A 14,821-nucleotide genomic window follows, 5' to 3' on the forward strand; every position below is an offset into this window, starting at 1 on the left:
CACTCGGGAGGGTGTGGGAGAGTAGGTCACCGCCGGACAATCATTTCGGGAATGGGTCTGACACGGTTTGTGTCGGGCCCTTCCTGCATTTCCGGGCCCTTTTTTCTTCTTCTTCTTTGCTCGGTGGGTTGTGGGGGAGGGGCTGGTTGGGGGTTGTTGTGGCTGTTTGAGGGGTTGTGGTTGTGGGGTGGTGGAGCCCTGGCTGGGTGGTGGGGGTGTGTGTTTGGTGGGGCCTGGCCGGGGTGGCTGGGCCTTTTTCTGTTTTCCGGGGGTTGGTGCTTGCTGTTGGTTTTGGGGTGGTGGTTTCGGGTGGCAGGTGGGTGATGGTGGGCTCCGACTGCTGCCGGCAACCTGCCATCCACTTTTGCAGTTGAAGGTGCTCGCCCTGTCATCGCCGAATTGCCTCACGGCGTCACTGCGTCGCTGCTTCAGCGTGTTAGTGAACTGCGTGTGGTGGTGCGGAGATCTGGGGTCTCTCGGGGTTCTTTAGCTGTTGGGCGGAGTGCCGTGGGGCCCTGGGGTGGTCCGGGTCGGTGGTGCGGGTTCCTGGGTTCGGCTGGACGGGTGGTGCGGGCCCTGGGTTGGTCGGATGGGGTTTGTGGGTTCCTGGGGGCGTTGCCTGAGGGTGGGTTTCTGGTGTGGGGGTCTCGGTGGTGGGGTGTTGGTCCGGGGGCCGGGCTGGGTGGTGCGGCCCCCGGGGTGTTCGGTGACTGAGAGAGGGGTTCTCTCAGGGTGTCGGGCGACTGGGTGGTGGCTCCGCACGGATGCGGGTGTGGCTGGGCCCTTCCGTGGCGGGCGTTGCCCGGGTCGTGGACTTTGTCCGCGTGGGTGGTCAGGAGGGGAGGACGAGGAGGGCGTCGCCGATGCCGCGTTCGGTTCCGTCGGACGGCTTGTTGACCAGCTTGTCGCCGACCACCATCGCCGTCGAGCCGCCGCCGTCCAGGTTGATCGCCTGCGTGGCCCCGAGCCAGCGCATGAACTGGGCCGCCTCCAGGAAGTTCGCCCCGACCGTCACCCCGGGCTGCCGTCCGTCGATGGTGGCCAGGATGAGGCTGCCGTTCTTGGTGGTGCCGAGGAGCGTGCGCGGGTGGCGGCGCAGGATCATGTTGATCGAGTTGTGGCCGTCGAGCTTGGCGGTGATCTTCGTCGTGCCGTTGCGTACCAGGCCGACGCCGCCCGCGATCACGTTCAGGTCGGGGGTGAGCTGGAGTGCCCGCTTGGTACGCAGGTCCACGACCTTGGTGTCGACCGTGACGGTCCAGTCCTGCGGGGCGTGCTGGCTGAGCCAGTCGGCGGCTCCGCCGTTGCCGTGCAGCACCCGCGTGCCGGCGAGGACTGCGGCGCCCGACGTGCGTACGCCCACGACCTTGCCGTTGGCGTCGATGACGACGTCGGATCCGCCGGTGGGCGTCTTGGCGCCGTACTCCTCCGTGTACAGGACCAGCTCGTCCGGCGCGGCGGCCCGGTTGACGCCGTTGACCGTGGCCTTCTCGCCGTCCTGGGAGATGGCGGTGACGGTCGTCTTCAGCTCGGTGATCTTGGCGGTACGGCCCTTGAGCACGACGGCCGACCGGCCAGGGACGGCCTCGCTCAGCAGCTTGCCGCCGACCACGGACGCACCGACGGGCTCGCCGCGCAGTTCCTTGGAGGTGTGGATGTTGAAGAAGCCGCCGTTGACGCCGACCACGGCCTTGCGCGCCTTGGCCATCGACGAGACGGTCTCCCGCTTGGCCACGCTGGTGCCGAGCGTGGCGGCGTACGAGCCGCGGAACGTCTTGGCGTCGATCAAGACGACCTTGGCGTCCCACGGACCGGTGGTCTTGACGCCGTCGTCGCCGAGGTAGTCGACCTTGGCCTTCAGTTCGGCGTCCTTGAGCTTGGTGACCGTCTCCTCGGCCTTCTTCTTGTCCTTGAGGGGCCAGAGGCCGACGCGGACCATGTACTCGGTCTTGGAGGGAGCGTCGGCGACGCTCGGCTGTACCACCTGCTGCAGGCTGGCGGTCTCCCCGAGCGCCTCCACCTCGGCGAGCTTGGCTTCGGCGTTCGGCAGGGTGCCGGAATCGCGGCCGTTGGGCATTAAGACGGTGACCGTGTAGCCGTCTGTGGACGTGCCCGCTTTCACGTCGTACAGGTCGATGCCCTGCGTCACCGCGGTCATGGTCTTGGTCGGCACGGGGCGTGTGCCCAGCGGGAACTTGGCCGACGGAAACCTCACCGACTGCTGCTCCGCTGTCGCGGGCAGCGCGGTGAGGGGCAGCGCCGCGGCTATGGCCAGGCCGCCGGCGAGTGTGCGTCGAGACATGAACTCTCCAGAGGGCGGAAAAGGGACCGCACCATAGTGGCGAGATCAAGGTCTCGGAGGCAGGAGAACGCGCCGACGGAGTAAAGAGGTTACGAGATTGACATCACTTACCAGTACCATTCGTGTATGACTCGCATCTGCATGTGGTGGCGGCCGACAGACGGCCGCTGATTCCCCATGCGTGGGCCGTCCCAGGGACGGCCCTCGGAAGCGGGTGCCTCTCCGGGACGGCATGATCCCAAGGAGAGACCTCATGAACGACGTCGTGCTGACGGGCGACCGTCCGACCGGCCCTCTGCATCTCGGCCACTACTTCGGCTCTCTGGCGAACCGGGTCGATCTGCAGGGTCGATATCCGATGTACGTGCTGATCGCCGACTATCAGGTGATCACCGATCGCGACACGCCCGGCGAGATCCGGCGCAACACCACCGAGTTGCTCCTCGACTATCTGGCGGTCGGCATCGACCCGGCCAGGGCCACGATCTTCCAGCACAGTGCGATCCCCGAGCTGAACCAGCTCCTGTTGCCGTTCCTGAGCCTGGTGTCGGTGTCCGAGCTGCGGCGCAACCCCACGGTGAAGGACGAGATCGCGCACAGCTCGCAGCAGGCCGTGAGCGGGCTGATGTTCACGTACCCGGTGCACCAGGCGGCCGACATCCTGTTCTGCAAGGGCACGCTGGTGCCCGTGGGCAAGGACCAACTCCCGCACGTGGAGGTGACGCGGCTGGTCGCACGGCGCTTCAACGAGCGCTACGGCGAGGTGTTCCCGCTGCCGGAGGCCATGATGGGCGAGCAGCCGCTGCTCAAGGGCCTGGACGGCGGCAAGATGAGCAAGAGCCGGGGCAACGCGATCGCCCTGTCGGCCACCGAGGACGAGACCGCGGCCCTCATCCGCAAGGCCCGCACCGACTTCGACCGGCACATCACGTTCGACGAGCAGGGTCGCCCCGAGGTGGCCAACCTGCTCACCCTGGCCGGGTTGTGCTTGGGCCGCCCGCCGCGCGAACTGGCCGAGGAGATCGGCGACGGTGGCGCCGCCACGCTCAAGCGCGTGACGACCGAGGCGGTCAACGAGTTCCTGCGCCCGATCAGGAAGCGCCGGGCCGAGTTGGGGGAGGACGAGGTGCGGCAGGTCTTGGCCGAGGGCAATGAGCGGGCCCGCGAGCAGGCGGTCCGCACGCTGGAGGAGGTGCAGGGCGCGATGGGGTTCTGATGGCGCCGTCGGGGGGTCTGAGGGTGCCATCGGGTTTCGCGTGTCGGGGATGGTCTCGGGCTCGTCGGGGTTATGCCCACGGATTCCAGGCCGGTTCCACTGTCTCCGGGCCGGTCCACCCGTTGGCTCCCTCTGCACGCCGGTCCACACGTCGCTTCCTCCGTCTTCACGACGGTCCACATGCCTGTCCCCTTTCTCCACGACGGTCCATGCGTGGCAGTTACGTTCGAGGTGGTGGAGGGTGCGTCGGGGTGCTGGCGACGGCCAGTTCGGTGGCTGGTGAGCCGGGTGGGCGGCGGTGCCGGATCCGGCGGAAACCGGCCGTCCGGAGCAGTGCCGCGACCTCGCGGAACGTGCGTACCCGGCCGCCCACGGCGGCCAGGTAGTTCAGGTCGAGCAGGTGGAGGAGGGCGCGGCTGGCTCGGCCCGGCATGAGGCTGTCGCCGAACTGGTCGCCGACCACGATCGTGCCGCCCGGGTTGAGCGCCGCCGCCAGGCGTGGGAACAGCCGTGCCGTCTCCTCGTCGCTCAGCCCGTGGACGATGTTGAAGAGCAGGACGACGTCGTACCCGTGGCCGAGGTCGTCCTCCAGGAACGAGGCGGGGCGCAGCGTCAGCCGAGGGTGGTCGGCGGCGGATTCGAGCCCGTGCGGCAGGTCGACGACGGTGGCCCGCAGCCCGGGGTGGCGGCGCAGCAGTTCCACGCTGAACAGGCCATGGCCGCCGCCCACGTCGAGCACGTGGCGGGCGTCGCGCGGCACGGGGACGGCCCGTGCCGTGGCCGCGGCCTGCCGCCCGGCCAGCGCCGCCGTCCAGGCGTGGAACGAGCGCGCCAGGGCCGGGTCGTTCTCCAGCAGCGCGTAGAACGGCGTCGCGGGCGAGCCGTCCCTGATCGCCTCCTCCAGCCTGGGCCAGATCACGCAGGCGGTACGCTCCCAGAACTCCAGCGCCGCCACCAGCGACGTCGGCGAGCCGGTGGTGAGCCACCGGCGCGCGGTGCGGGCCAGGCGGTAACGCCCGCCCCTGGCCCGCAGGTAGCCGAGCCCGGTCAGGGCGCGTAACAACGCCTCCGTACGCCGGGGGTCGAGGCCGAGGTCGGTGGCCAGTTCGCCACCGGTGCGGGGGCGCTCGCCCAGGGCGTCGAAGACCCCCGTCCTGGCCGCCGCGATGATCGCGTGCAGGCCCAGAGCGCCGAAGTAGTCGAACATCGGAGGCACGATCGACAGCCGGTGGGCCGCGGCCTCCAGGGGATTGAAGAAGAGGGGCACACTAGCGACGTTAGGCGGGCAGACCCCCGCTTGCCGGTCATGCGGTCTGTTGCGGACGGGTGGGGTGCCGCTCGGTTACACGGTCGTTGTGGTTGGGTGGGGTGCCGCCCGGTCGCGCGGTCTGTCGCGATCGGGCGGGGCGGCGTCTCTCACTCGCTCTGTCGTGTCTGGTACACCTTGCGTAGCGTCTCGTGCACGATCCACGTGGTTCTGGCGCCTTCGGCCAGCAGGCACACGTCGCCGGGCCCCACCTCGATCGTGGTGCCGCCGTCGACGGCGATCGTGGCGCGGCCCGACAGCACGACGAAGATCTCGTCGCTCTCCACGTCGGTCACGACGCCGGGCGTGATCTCCCAGATGCCCCGGCCGCCGCCCAGTTCGAGGGAGGACGTGGCGGGGTCGCCCGCGACGATCTGCTCGGGGGCGAGTGCGTCGGGGGTGAGCCGGACGTCGTGGACGGGTACGGAGAAGGCTCCCGCGGTGGCGAGCATGCGGGCGAGATCGTCCGCGTCGGGCATCAGAACATCAGACATATCGCCCATTCCAGCACATCAGCGGCCCTCTCTGCGGAAGGACTCCAGGGCCAGTAGCGCCACGTGAAGGGACAGGCACGATTCGACGTCGTCCAGATCGGTGTCGAGGATGCGTTCCAGACGGCGCAGACGGTCGTAGAAGGCGGGCCTGGACAGGTGGGCCTTCTGGGCGGCGACGGCCTTGTTGCGGCCCGAGTCGAGGTAGACGCGCAGGATCCGGGTGAGGTCGCCGCCCCGCTGGGCGTCGTGGGCCAGCAGCGGCCCCAGCTCCCGTTCGGCGAACGTCTGCAACCGCGCGTCGTCGCGCAGCAGGTGGAGCAGGCCGCGCAGGCGCAGGTCGGGCAGGCGGTAGAAGGGGCGGCCGTCGGGCTGGCGCACCGCCACGTCGGCCACCTGCTCGGCTTCGAGGAAGCTGCGGCGTACGTCCCTGATCGACTCCACCACCGAGCCGGCCGCCAGCACGAACGCCGAGCCGGGCCGCCACAGCACGCGCAGCCGTTCGGCGAGGGAAGTCAGGGCGGGCTCGGCGTGCGCACGCGGCGGCAGCGGCAGCAGCACCCCGACTCGCTCCTGGTCGAGCGCGCCCACCAGGGCGGGCAGGCGGGCGTCGCGGCAGGCGGCGGCGGTGGCCTCGGCCAGTTCGCCGAGCTGTGCCTGCCCGTCGAGCGCCTGGTCGATGGGGTCGGTCGGCCGGATGACCACGCTGACCAGCTTGCGCCCGGTGAGCGGTACGCCGAGCGCGCGGGCGCGGGCGGCGGCCTCGTCGGGGTCGGCGTAGGCGTGGCTCACGATGCCGGTGATGATCGTGCCGTGCGCCTGGCGTTCGAGCGACTCCTGGTGGCGTTCGAGCAGGCGGCCCAGCGCGAGCGTGGTGGCGGCGCGCTCGGCGAGCACCATGTCGCGCGGTGACGGCTGGGCGTCGCAGAGCAGGATCAGCCGTCCCCAGTCGTGCCCGCGCGCGCCGACCGTGGTGACCAGCCAGCCCGAGGCCGGGTCGTACGCCGTGCGCTCGGCCGGGGCCACCGCCCGCGACCTGGTCTCCCACCCCGCCAGCAGGGAGCCCGCGTCGCGCCCGGCGGACTCGCAGGCCAGCACCTGGTGAGCCAGGTTCTCCAGCAGCACAGGACGCCCCGACAGCCGCGCCACCTGGGCCAGCACCTCGGCGGGGGAGGCGCCCTCGACCGACAGCTCGGTGAAGACCTCGTGGAGCTGCTCGGAGGCCCGCAGCTCCTCGAGTTGGATGTCGATGATGCGGGCGTGCACCGACTCGGTGATCTGCACGAACGGGGTCTCGCGGGTGAGCACGATGACCGGCAGGCCGTGTTCCTCGGCGGTCTTGACCACGACGCGCGGCAGCTCGCGGACGAACCGGCGGCCCAGCTCCACGATCAGGCCCGAAGCCCCGACCGAGGACAGCTCACCGACGTAGTCGGCGAGCTTCTCCGGGTCGTCCGGCAGGGCGACTCCCGTGGTGAGCACCAGCTCGCCGCCGCGCAGCAGATGGGCGATGTCGGCGATCTCGCCGACGTGCACCCACCGCACCTTGGTGTCGAGCCGGTCGGCGCCCGCGACCACGCGCGGGCTGCCCCGGCGTACGGTCTCCAGGGCGAGGACATCGGCGATGGTGGGCAACACGGGGCAGAGCCTAGCCGATCAGACTGTAAGAACGGCAGTAGGCCGATTTACACTTTGCGCCCCTTGTCATGAAGGGAGGTCCTCCTCCCGATACTCCCGGCGGGGCTCGCGTACGCGCAGCTCGACGCGGCGGATCTTGCCGGAGATCGTCTTGGGCAGCTCGCCGAACTCCAGCCGCCGCACCCGCTTGTACGGGGCCAGCTCCCTGCGGCAGTGCTCGAAGATCGACCGGGCGGTCTCCTCGCCGGGCTCGAACCCCGGGGCGAGCGTCACGTACGCCTTCGGCACCGCCAGGCGTACCGGGTCAGGGGCGGGCACCACGGCGGCCTCCGCCACCGCCGCGTGCTCCAGCAGCACGCTCTCCAGCTCGAACGGGGAGATGCGGTAGTCGGACGCCTTGAAGACGTCGTCGGTACGGCCCACGTAGGTGATGTAGCCGTCGTGGTCGCGGGTGGCGACGTCGCCCGTGTGGTAGAAGCCGTCGCGCATGGCCTCCGTCGATCCACCGACATATCCGGACATGAGGCCGAGTGGGCGGCGGTCGTCCAGCGGCAGGCAGATCTCCCCGTCGTCCCCCTGCTCACCGGAGACCGGGTCGATCAGCACGACGTCGTAACCCGGCAGCGGACGCCCCATGGACCCCGGCTTGACCCGCTCGCCGGGGGCGTTGCCGATCTGCGCGGTGGTCTCGGTCTGCCCGTACCCGTCCCTGATCGTGAGGCCCCACGCCCTGGCGACCCGGTCGATGATCTCGGGGTTGAGCGGCTCGCCGGCGGCCACGGCCGTACGCAGGGGGAGCTTCCAGGCGGCCAGGTCCTCCTGGATGAGCATCCGCCACACGGTCGGCGGCGCGCAGAACGTGGTGACCCGCTCGTCGCGCAGCACCTCCAGCAGCGCGGGCGCGGAGAAGCGCTGGTAGTCGTGGACCAGCACGGTGGCCCCGGCGTTCCAGGGGGCGAAGACGTTGCTCCAGGCGTGCTTGGCCCAGCCCGGCGAGGACACGTTGAGGTGCACGTCGCCCGGCCTGACCCCGATCCAGAACATCGTCGACAGGTGCCCGGCCGGATAGGAGGCGTGCGTGTGCTCGACCAGCTTCGGCTGCGAGGTGGTGCCGGAGGTGAAGTAGAGCAGCAGCGGGTCGTCCGCCCGGGTCGGGGCGTCGGGGGTGAAGCGCTCGTGGGCCTCGTACGCGTCGTGGTACGGCAGCCAGGTGTAGGCGTCGCCCACGGCGATCCGCGTGTATTCTCCGGCCCCGAACTTCCCGGCGTCGCGGGCGTTGGCGATGACGTGGGAGACGCCGCCGCGCTTGATGCGTTCCGCGACGTCCTTGGCGGTCAGGAGCGTGGTGGCGGGGATGATCACCGCGCCCAGCTTCATCGCGGCCAGCAGCGTCTCCCACAGCTCGGCCTGGTTGCCCAGCATGAGCAGGATCCGGTCGCCCCGGCGCACCCCCTGCTCGTGCAGCCAGTTGGCGACCTGGCCGGAGCGGGCCGACAGCTCGGCGAAGGTGTAGGCGGCGCTGCTCGCGCCCACGATCTTGAGAGCGACGGCGTCGGGGGTCTCGGCGGCCAGGACCCCGTCGAACCAGTCGAGCGCCCAGTTGAACTCGGCCGGCTCCGGCCAGCGGAAGTCGCGGCGGGCGTCCTCGGGGCCGGCGCCGAGGAGGAGGTCGCGGGCGGCACGGAAATCGCTCATGACCCGGATCCTGCTACGTCACCGCCCTCGGCTCAAGGCCGACCCGGCGCCCGGGACCACTCCTCGTCCGCGCGCCGTACCGTCACGTGGGCCCCCTCGTCCGCGCGCCGGGCCGTCGCGCGGCCAGTCGTCGTTCGAGGCCGGGCCGTCATGCGGCCAGTCGTCGTTCGAGGCCGGGCCGTCATGCGGCCAGTCGTCGTTCGAGGCCGTCGAGCATCGAGGCCAGGCCGAAGTCGAAGCACAGCTCGCGGATGGCCCGCGGGTCGGTGTAGACGTCGAAGTCGAGGCTCTCCAGCACGTCGGGGAACTCGGCCGCGGCGCCGCGCACCAGGGCACGCATCCGGTCGGCGTCGTAGTCGGCGGTGGCGGTCGTGGCGTTCCAGGCGATCTCCGGGATCGTCATGCCGAAGATGTAGGCGGTCAGCGTGGAGTTGGCGAAGTCGATGTCGATCCCCTCGAACCCGGCCGCCTTGAACACCCGGCGCATCCGGCCGGCGATCCGCAGCGCGTTGGGGCCCAGGGCGGGCAGGCGGCCGATGAGGTCGGCCGACCACGGATGGCGCAGGATCACCTGACGCATGCTGTGGGCCAGGGCGAAGGCGGAGTCGCGCCAGCCGACCTCCTCGGGGTCGGGGACGGCCATCTCGCCCCACACCTCGTCGTAGGCCAGCTCGAGCAGCTCGTCCTTGTTGGCGACGTACCAGTAGAGGCTGGTGGCGCCCGCGCTCAGCCGCGCGCCGAGCTTGCGCATGCTGAGCCCGGCCAGGCCCTCTTCCTGCAGCAGCTCGACGGCGGCTCTGACGATCTCCTCGCGGCTGCGGCCGGGGGAGGTGGCCTTGCGCGGCTCGCGGAGCCACACCGAGGAGAACGCCTTGCTGCTCATGTCCTCAGAATAAATCAACTCGCACACTGTACGAGTACTGGCGTACGCTGTGCGAGTGAACTCGAACACTGTACGAGACCCGCGCCGCTGGTGGATACTCGGCGCGCTCTGCCTGGCCCTTCTTGTGCTGGTCGTCGACAACACGGTGCTCAACTTGGCCATCCCCTCGCTGAGCCAGGAGATGGGCGCCACGCCGTCGGACATCCAGTGGATCATCGACGCGTACGTGCTGGCCTTCGCCGGCCTGCTGCTCACCGCGGGCAGCCTGTCCGACAAGTACGGCCGCCGCCGCTTCCTGGTGATCGGCCTGGTGTTCTTCGGTGGCGCGTCGCTGCTGGCCGTGCTGGTCACCGAGCCGTGGCAGCTCATCGCGGCCAGGTTCCTGATGGGCGTCGGCGGCTCGCTGATGATGCCGTCCACGCTGTCGATCCTGATGACCGTCTTCGACGAGACCGAACGGCGCAAGGCGATGGCCGCCTGGAGCGCCGTGGCCCTGGTCGGCATGGTGTCCGGGCCCACCCTGGGCGGCCTCCTGCTGGAGCACTACTGGTGGGGCTCGGTCTTCCTGCTGAACATCCCGGTCGCGGCGATCGCGATCGTGGCGGCCCTGGTGCTCATGCCCGAGTCGCGCAGCCCCGCGCGGCGGATCGACCCGGTGGGCGTGGTGCTGTCGATCGTCGGCCTGACCGCGGCCGTCTACGTGGTCATCGAGCGCGAGTGGAACATCGGGGTGATCGCGCTGGCCGTCCTCTCCCTGGGCGCGTTCGTGGTCTGGGAGCGCAGGCAGGAGGAGCCGATGCTGCCCCTCCACCTGTTCGCCAACCGGAACTTCAGCGGCGCGTCGTTCTCGATCCTGCTCATGTCGTTCGGCGCCGGCGCGGTGATGCTGATGCTGACGCAGTACCTGCAGTTCGTGCTGGGCTACGGGGAGATGCAGGCCGGTCTGGCCATGTTGCCGTACGCGGTGGCCGCGGCGGTCTTCAACGGGGTGGGCGTCGGGCTGGGCAAGAGGCTCAGTAACCGCGTGCTGATCTGCTCCGGGCTGCTGTTCATGGCCGGGGGGTTCGCCGTCATGGCGCTGACCACCGGCTACCTGCCGCTGCTCACCGGTCTGGTGATCATGGGTGTCGGCGGCGGTCTGGCCGGGCCGTCCGCCTACGCCTCGCTGATGGGGGCCATCCCGGTGGACCACGCCGGCGTCGGCTCCGCGCTGAACGACACCGTCCAGCAGGTCGGCATGGCGCTCAGCATCGCGATCCTGGGCAGCGTCCTGGCCGGGAAGTACACCTCGGAGATGCCCGCCGACCTGCCCGCCGCCGCCAGGGAGTCGATCGGCGGCGCGCACGCGACGGGCCTGGCCGAGGCGGGGAACCAGGCGTTCACCTCCGCCATGCACCTCGGCTCGTGGGTGGGCGCGGCCTTCTGCGTGGCGGCCGCGTTGCTGGCGCTCACCGTGCTGCGCCCGCCCGTGCCCACCGCCGCCGGGCCCGTTCCTCCGGACGGCAGCCCCGTGGGTGGCCAGGAAGGCAGCCCGGCGGGCAGCTCGGCGGGCAGCCAGGAAGGTAGCAGGGTCTAGCGGACACGGGGCTCCTTCATGCTCTCCAGGCTGTCCAGCTTGTGGGTGCGCTCGTCGTGGCCGATCTGCCTGAGCAGGTCGGCCACCGAGTGGTAGCGGCCGTACTCGGCGGCGTACGTGCCGGGGTCGGGCATCAGGTCCAGCTCCGGATGCTGGGCCACGAACTCCATGTACTCGTGCTCGGCGTGGTCCTCGAACTCGGCGTTGAGCCGGTAGCTCCAGTCCGGCCTGATCAGGAACAGCACCCAGGACACGTGGTAGTAGAAGAACGCGATCATCCACGGCGCGGCCCTGTGCAGCAGCCAGGTCTGCCGCTGGCCGGTGCGCTGCACCAGGTCCTGGAGGATCAGCAGGTGCCACTGCTCGTTGTCCTGGTCGGCGCGGGCCTCCACGATGCGCTCGAAGATCCTCCTGGCCAGCGCGGAACGCCCGGCGTGCCGGTGCACGGCCCAGTAGCCCATGCGTTCCCACGCCTGGTAGGGCACCCTGGCGATGATCTCCAGCATGGCGAACTTCGTGTACGAGCCCTTTTCGCCGTACATGAGGTCGACCGGCTTGAACATCATCCTGGCCAGCAGGCTGTAGTTCATCCGCGCGGTGGCCAGGGTCTCGCGCTGGGCCCGCAGGAGCTGTTCGCGGCCGAGCTTGGGCGGGCCGGACGGGGCCTCGGGGCGGTGGTCGGCGGTGATGGTCATCTCGGTCTCCCTCGTCTTGGATGCTTCGATCGTCGGTTACGGAGACCGTCCCGGTCGTCGCCCGCCAGTGGTCATCGCACCTGGTTCCGGTGGTGGATACAGGCCAGGACCCGTACGCCTCCAGGCGGACGGGACATCCCCTAGGGGACTTTTCAGTGTGTAAGGCATGCCGTTGCAGGTCCGACATGTTGTAGGTAGGACGGCACTCCCAGGAAAAGGGATACTCGTTAACATGTCGGAGCTACTCGCGCGCCACCGGGCAGTGATGCCGAACTGGTTGGCCCTCAACTACAACGACCCCATCGAGATCGTCAGCGGCAAGGGCAACCGCGTCATCGACGCGGACGGCAAGAGCTACCTCGATTTCTTCGCCGGAATCCTGACCAACATGATCGGGTACGACGTGCCGGAGGTACGCGAGGCCGTCGAGCGGCAGCTCGCCACCGGAGTGGTGCACACCAGCACCGTCTACCTGCTGCGCGGCCAGGTCGAGCTGGCCGAGAAGATCGCCCGGCTGTCCGGCATCCCCGACGCCAAGGTGTTCTTCACCAACTCCGGCACCGAGGCCAACGAGACGGCCCTGCTCCTGGCGACGTACGCGCGCAGGAGCGACCAGGTGCTGGCCATGCGCCAGAGCTACCACGGGCGCAGCTTCGGCGCGATCAGCGTCACCTCCAACCGGTCGTGGAAGAACAACTCGCTCTCCCCGCTCAACGTGCACTTCCTGCACGGCGCCGACCGGCACCTGTCCCAGTTCCGCGGCCTGTCCGACGCCGACTACATCCAGGTGTGCGTGGACGACCTGCGCCACGTGCTGGCCACCTCCGTCTCCAACGACGTGGCCGCGCTGATCGCCGAGCCGATCCAGGGCGTGGGCGGGTTCACGATGGCCCCCGACGGGCTGTTCGCGGCGTACAAGGAGGTGCTGGACGAGCAGGGCATCCTGTTCGTCTCGGACGAGGTGCAGACGGGCTGGGGGCGCACCGGCAGCGCGTTCTTCGGCATCCAGAACCACGGCGTGACCCCCGACATGATCACCTTCGCGAAGGGGCTCGGCAACGGGTTCGCGGTCGGCGGCATCGTGGCGCGCGGCGACCTCATGGACGCCCCGCACGCCGTGGGCCTGTCCACCTTCGGCGGCAACCCGATCTCCATGGCCGCGGCCAACGCCACCCTCGACTACGTGCTCGACCACGACCTGCAGGCCAACGCCGCCCGCACCGGGGAGATCATCATCGGCGGGCTCAAGGCGGCGGCCGAGCGCCTGCCCGTCGTCAAGGACGTACGCGGCAAGGGCCTGATGTTCGCCGTCGAGCTGCAGAGCCCGGCCCAGGCCGGCCGCTTCATGGAGCTGACCAGGCGCGCGGGCCTGCTGGCCGGCAAGGGCGGCCTGTACGGCAACGCCATCCGCATGGCCCCGCCCCTCACCCTCACGGTCGACGAGGCCACCGAGGGCCTGGGCATCATCGTGACCGCCCTGGAGACCATCGACGCGGAGGCCGCGGAGCAGTGAAGTTCGTCAAGCACTGGATCGACGGGGCTCTCGCGGACGGCGACCCCGCCCGTACCGCGGAGCTGTTCAACCCGGCCACCGGCGAGGTGAGCGGTCACGTCGCGCTGGCCTCGGCCGCCGACGTGGACGCGGCCGTGGCGTCGGCCGCCGCGGCCTTCCCCGCCTGGCGGGACGCGTCCCTGACCAGGCGGGCGCAGGTGCTCTTCCGCTTCCGCGAGCTGATGTACGCCCACCGCGACGAGCTGGCCGCGCTGATCTCCGCCGAGCACGGCAAGGTGCACTCCGACGCGCTCGGCGAGGTGGCCCGCGGCCTGGAGGTGGTGGAGTTCGCCTGCGGGATCCCGCACCTGCTCAAGGGCGGCTACTCCGAGGGCGTCTCGACCCGGGTCGACTCCTACTCGATCCGGCAGCCGCTGGGCGTCGTGGCCGGGATCACCCCGTTCAACTTCCCGGCCATGGTGCCGATGTGGATGTTCCCCGTCGCGATCGCCTGCGGGAACGCGTTCGTGCTCAAGCCCTCGGAGCGCGACCCGTCGGCCTCGCTGCTCATGGCGCGGCTCTGGCAGGAGGCCGGGCTGCCCGACGGCGTGTTCAACGTGGTGCAGGGCGACAAGGTGAGCGTGGACCGGCTGCTGGAGCACCCCGACGTGCGCGCGGTGTCGTTCGTCGGCTCCACGCCGATCGCGCGCCACGTCTACGAGAGCGGCACCGCGCACGGCAAGCGGGTCCAGGCGCTCGGCGGGGCCAAGAACCACATGCTCGTGCTGCCCGACGCCGATCTCGACCTGGTGGCCGACTCGGCCGTGTCGGCGGGGTTCGGCTCGGCGGGGGAGCGGTGCATGGCGATCTCCGTCGTGCTGGCCGTCGACCCCGTCGGCGACGAGCTGGTGCAGAAGATCGTCGAGCGGGTGGCCAAGCTGGTGGTCGGCCCCGGCGACGACCCACGGTCGGAGATGGGGCCGCTGGTCACCGGGCCGCACCGCGACAAGGTGGCCTCCTACCTCGACCTCGGCGTCGAGGAGGGCGCCAAGCTCGTCGTGGACGGCCGCGAGACGGTCCTGCTGGGCGGCGGCAAGGCGGCGGAGAGCCCCGGGTTCTGGCTGGGCCCGACGGTGCTCGACCACGTGCCCCCGGGGTCGCGTACGCACACGGAGGAGATCTTCGGGCCCGTGCTGTCGATCGTGCGCGTCTCCACCTACGAGGAGGGCCTCGCGGTGATCAACGACGGCGAGTACGGCAACGGCACCGCGATCTTCACCAACGACGGCGGCGCGGCCCGGCGCTTCCAGAACGAGGTCGAGGTCGGCATGATCGGCATCAACGTGCCCATCCCGGTCCCGATGGCCTTCTACAGCTTCGGCGGCTGGAAGTCGTCGCTGTTCGGCGACACCCACGTGCACGGCACCGAGGGGGTGCACTTCTACACCCGCGGCAAGGTCGTCACCTCCCGGTGGCTGGATCCCTCGCACGGCGGAGTGAACCTCGGCTTCCCCACGAACGGGTAAG

General features: G+C 70.2%; 11 protein-coding genes. 4 read left to right on the forward strand and 7 right to left on the reverse strand.

Translation table 11 applies throughout. The features are described from left to right. Positions 1–832 precede the first annotated feature (832 nt). A complete protein-coding gene (locus ACZ6S0_RS48385) occupies positions 833–2,302 on the reverse strand; it encodes a phosphodiester glycosidase family protein (protein WP_465927083.1) in 1,470 nt (489 codons plus the stop codon). Positions 2,303–2,555: 253 nt separating this feature from the next. On the opposite strand from ACZ6S0_RS48385, the gene trpS reads away from it, so the two are divergent. Further along, positions 2,556–3,518 (forward strand): tryptophan--tRNA ligase, encoded by a 963-nt coding sequence (trpS, locus tag ACZ6S0_RS48390; RefSeq protein ID WP_465927085.1) that lies wholly within the window; start codon positions 2,556–2,558, stop codon positions 3,516–3,518. Between the two features lie 220 nt (positions 3,519–3,738). On the opposite strand, the gene ACZ6S0_RS48395 is transcribed toward trpS, so the two are convergent. The 5 genes from ACZ6S0_RS48395 to ACZ6S0_RS48415 all read right to left on the reverse strand — a co-directional run bounded on the left by ACZ6S0_RS48395 (position 3,739) and on the right by ACZ6S0_RS48415 (position 9,531). Next, the gene (locus ACZ6S0_RS48395; RefSeq protein WP_465927087.1) at positions 3,739–4,785 is read right to left on the reverse strand and encodes a methyltransferase; all 1,047 of its coding nucleotides are present in this window, start codon (positions 4,783–4,785) and stop codon (positions 3,739–3,741) included. Positions 4,786–4,934: 149 nt separating this feature from the next. Further along, complete coding sequence (locus ACZ6S0_RS48400; RefSeq protein WP_465927089.1) at positions 4,935–5,318, reverse strand: cupin domain-containing protein; 384 nt, start codon at positions 5,316–5,318, stop codon at positions 4,935–4,937. Positions 5,319–5,336: 18 nt separating this feature from the next. Continuing rightward, on the reverse strand, positions 5,337–6,953 hold the full coding sequence (locus tag ACZ6S0_RS48405; protein WP_465927091.1) for a PucR family transcriptional regulator: 1,617 nt from the start codon (positions 6,951–6,953) through the stop codon (positions 5,337–5,339). Positions 6,954–7,019: 66 nt separating this feature from the next. Then, the gene (locus ACZ6S0_RS48410) at positions 7,020–8,648 is read right to left on the reverse strand and encodes an AMP-binding protein (RefSeq protein WP_465927093.1); all 1,629 of its coding nucleotides are present in this window, start codon (positions 8,646–8,648) and stop codon (positions 7,020–7,022) included. Between the two features lie 181 nt (positions 8,649–8,829). Further along, a complete protein-coding gene (locus tag ACZ6S0_RS48415; protein WP_465927095.1) occupies positions 8,830–9,531 on the reverse strand; it encodes a TetR/AcrR family transcriptional regulator C-terminal domain-containing protein in 702 nt (233 codons plus the stop codon). 55 nt (positions 9,532–9,586) lie between these two features. Between ACZ6S0_RS48415 and ACZ6S0_RS48420 the strand changes: the two genes are divergently transcribed. Next, positions 9,587–11,107, forward strand: coding sequence for an MFS transporter (locus tag ACZ6S0_RS48420; RefSeq protein WP_465927097.1), 1,521 nt, complete (start codon positions 9,587–9,589; stop codon positions 11,105–11,107). On the opposite strand, the gene ACZ6S0_RS48425 is transcribed toward ACZ6S0_RS48420, so the two are convergent. Further along, on the reverse strand, positions 11,104–11,802 hold the full coding sequence (locus ACZ6S0_RS48425) for an alternative oxidase (protein ID WP_465927099.1): 699 nt from the start codon (positions 11,800–11,802) through the stop codon (positions 11,104–11,106). The two genes, ACZ6S0_RS48420 and ACZ6S0_RS48425, sit on opposite strands and share 4 nt — an antisense overlap. A 232-nt stretch (positions 11,803–12,034) precedes the next feature. Here ACZ6S0_RS48425 and ACZ6S0_RS48430 point away from each other — a divergent pair, with 232 nt between their 5' ends. Then, the gene (locus ACZ6S0_RS48430) at positions 12,035–13,315 is read left to right on the forward strand and encodes an aspartate aminotransferase family protein (RefSeq protein WP_344886482.1); all 1,281 of its coding nucleotides are present in this window, start codon (positions 12,035–12,037) and stop codon (positions 13,313–13,315) included. After that, positions 13,312–14,820 (forward strand): CoA-acylating methylmalonate-semialdehyde dehydrogenase, encoded by a 1,509-nt coding sequence (locus tag ACZ6S0_RS48435; RefSeq protein ID WP_465927101.1) that lies wholly within the window; start codon positions 13,312–13,314, stop codon positions 14,818–14,820. The genes ACZ6S0_RS48430 and ACZ6S0_RS48435 overlap by 4 nt, the downstream gene beginning before the upstream one ends. Position 14,821: the final 1 nt, after the last annotated feature.

It is taken from the genome of Nonomuraea sp. NPDC051298 (assembly GCF_055586305.1).

Coding starts and splice junctions, on each gene's coding strand:
- ACZ6S0_RS48400 (WP_465927089.1), bottom strand. CDS start 5,318: ATGTCTGATGTTCTGATGCCCGACGCGGACGATCTCGCCCGCATGCTC.
- trpS (WP_465927085.1), top strand. CDS start 2,556: ATGAACGACGTCGTGCTGACGGGCGACCGTCCGACCGGCCCTCTGCAT.
- ACZ6S0_RS48415 (WP_465927095.1), bottom strand. CDS start 9,531: ATGAGCAGCAAGGCGTTCTCCTCGGTGTGGCTCCGCGAGCCGCGCAAG.
- ACZ6S0_RS48430 (WP_344886482.1), top strand. CDS start 12,035: ATGTCGGAGCTACTCGCGCGCCACCGGGCAGTGATGCCGAACTGGTTG.
- ACZ6S0_RS48410 (WP_465927093.1), bottom strand. CDS start 8,648: ATGAGCGATTTCCGTGCCGCCCGCGACCTCCTCCTCGGCGCCGGCCCC.
- ACZ6S0_RS48425 (WP_465927099.1), bottom strand. CDS start 11,802: ATGACCATCACCGCCGACCACCGCCCCGAGGCCCCGTCCGGCCCGCCC.
- ACZ6S0_RS48385 (WP_465927083.1), bottom strand. CDS start 2,302: ATGTCTCGACGCACACTCGCCGGCGGCCTGGCCATAGCCGCGGCGCTG.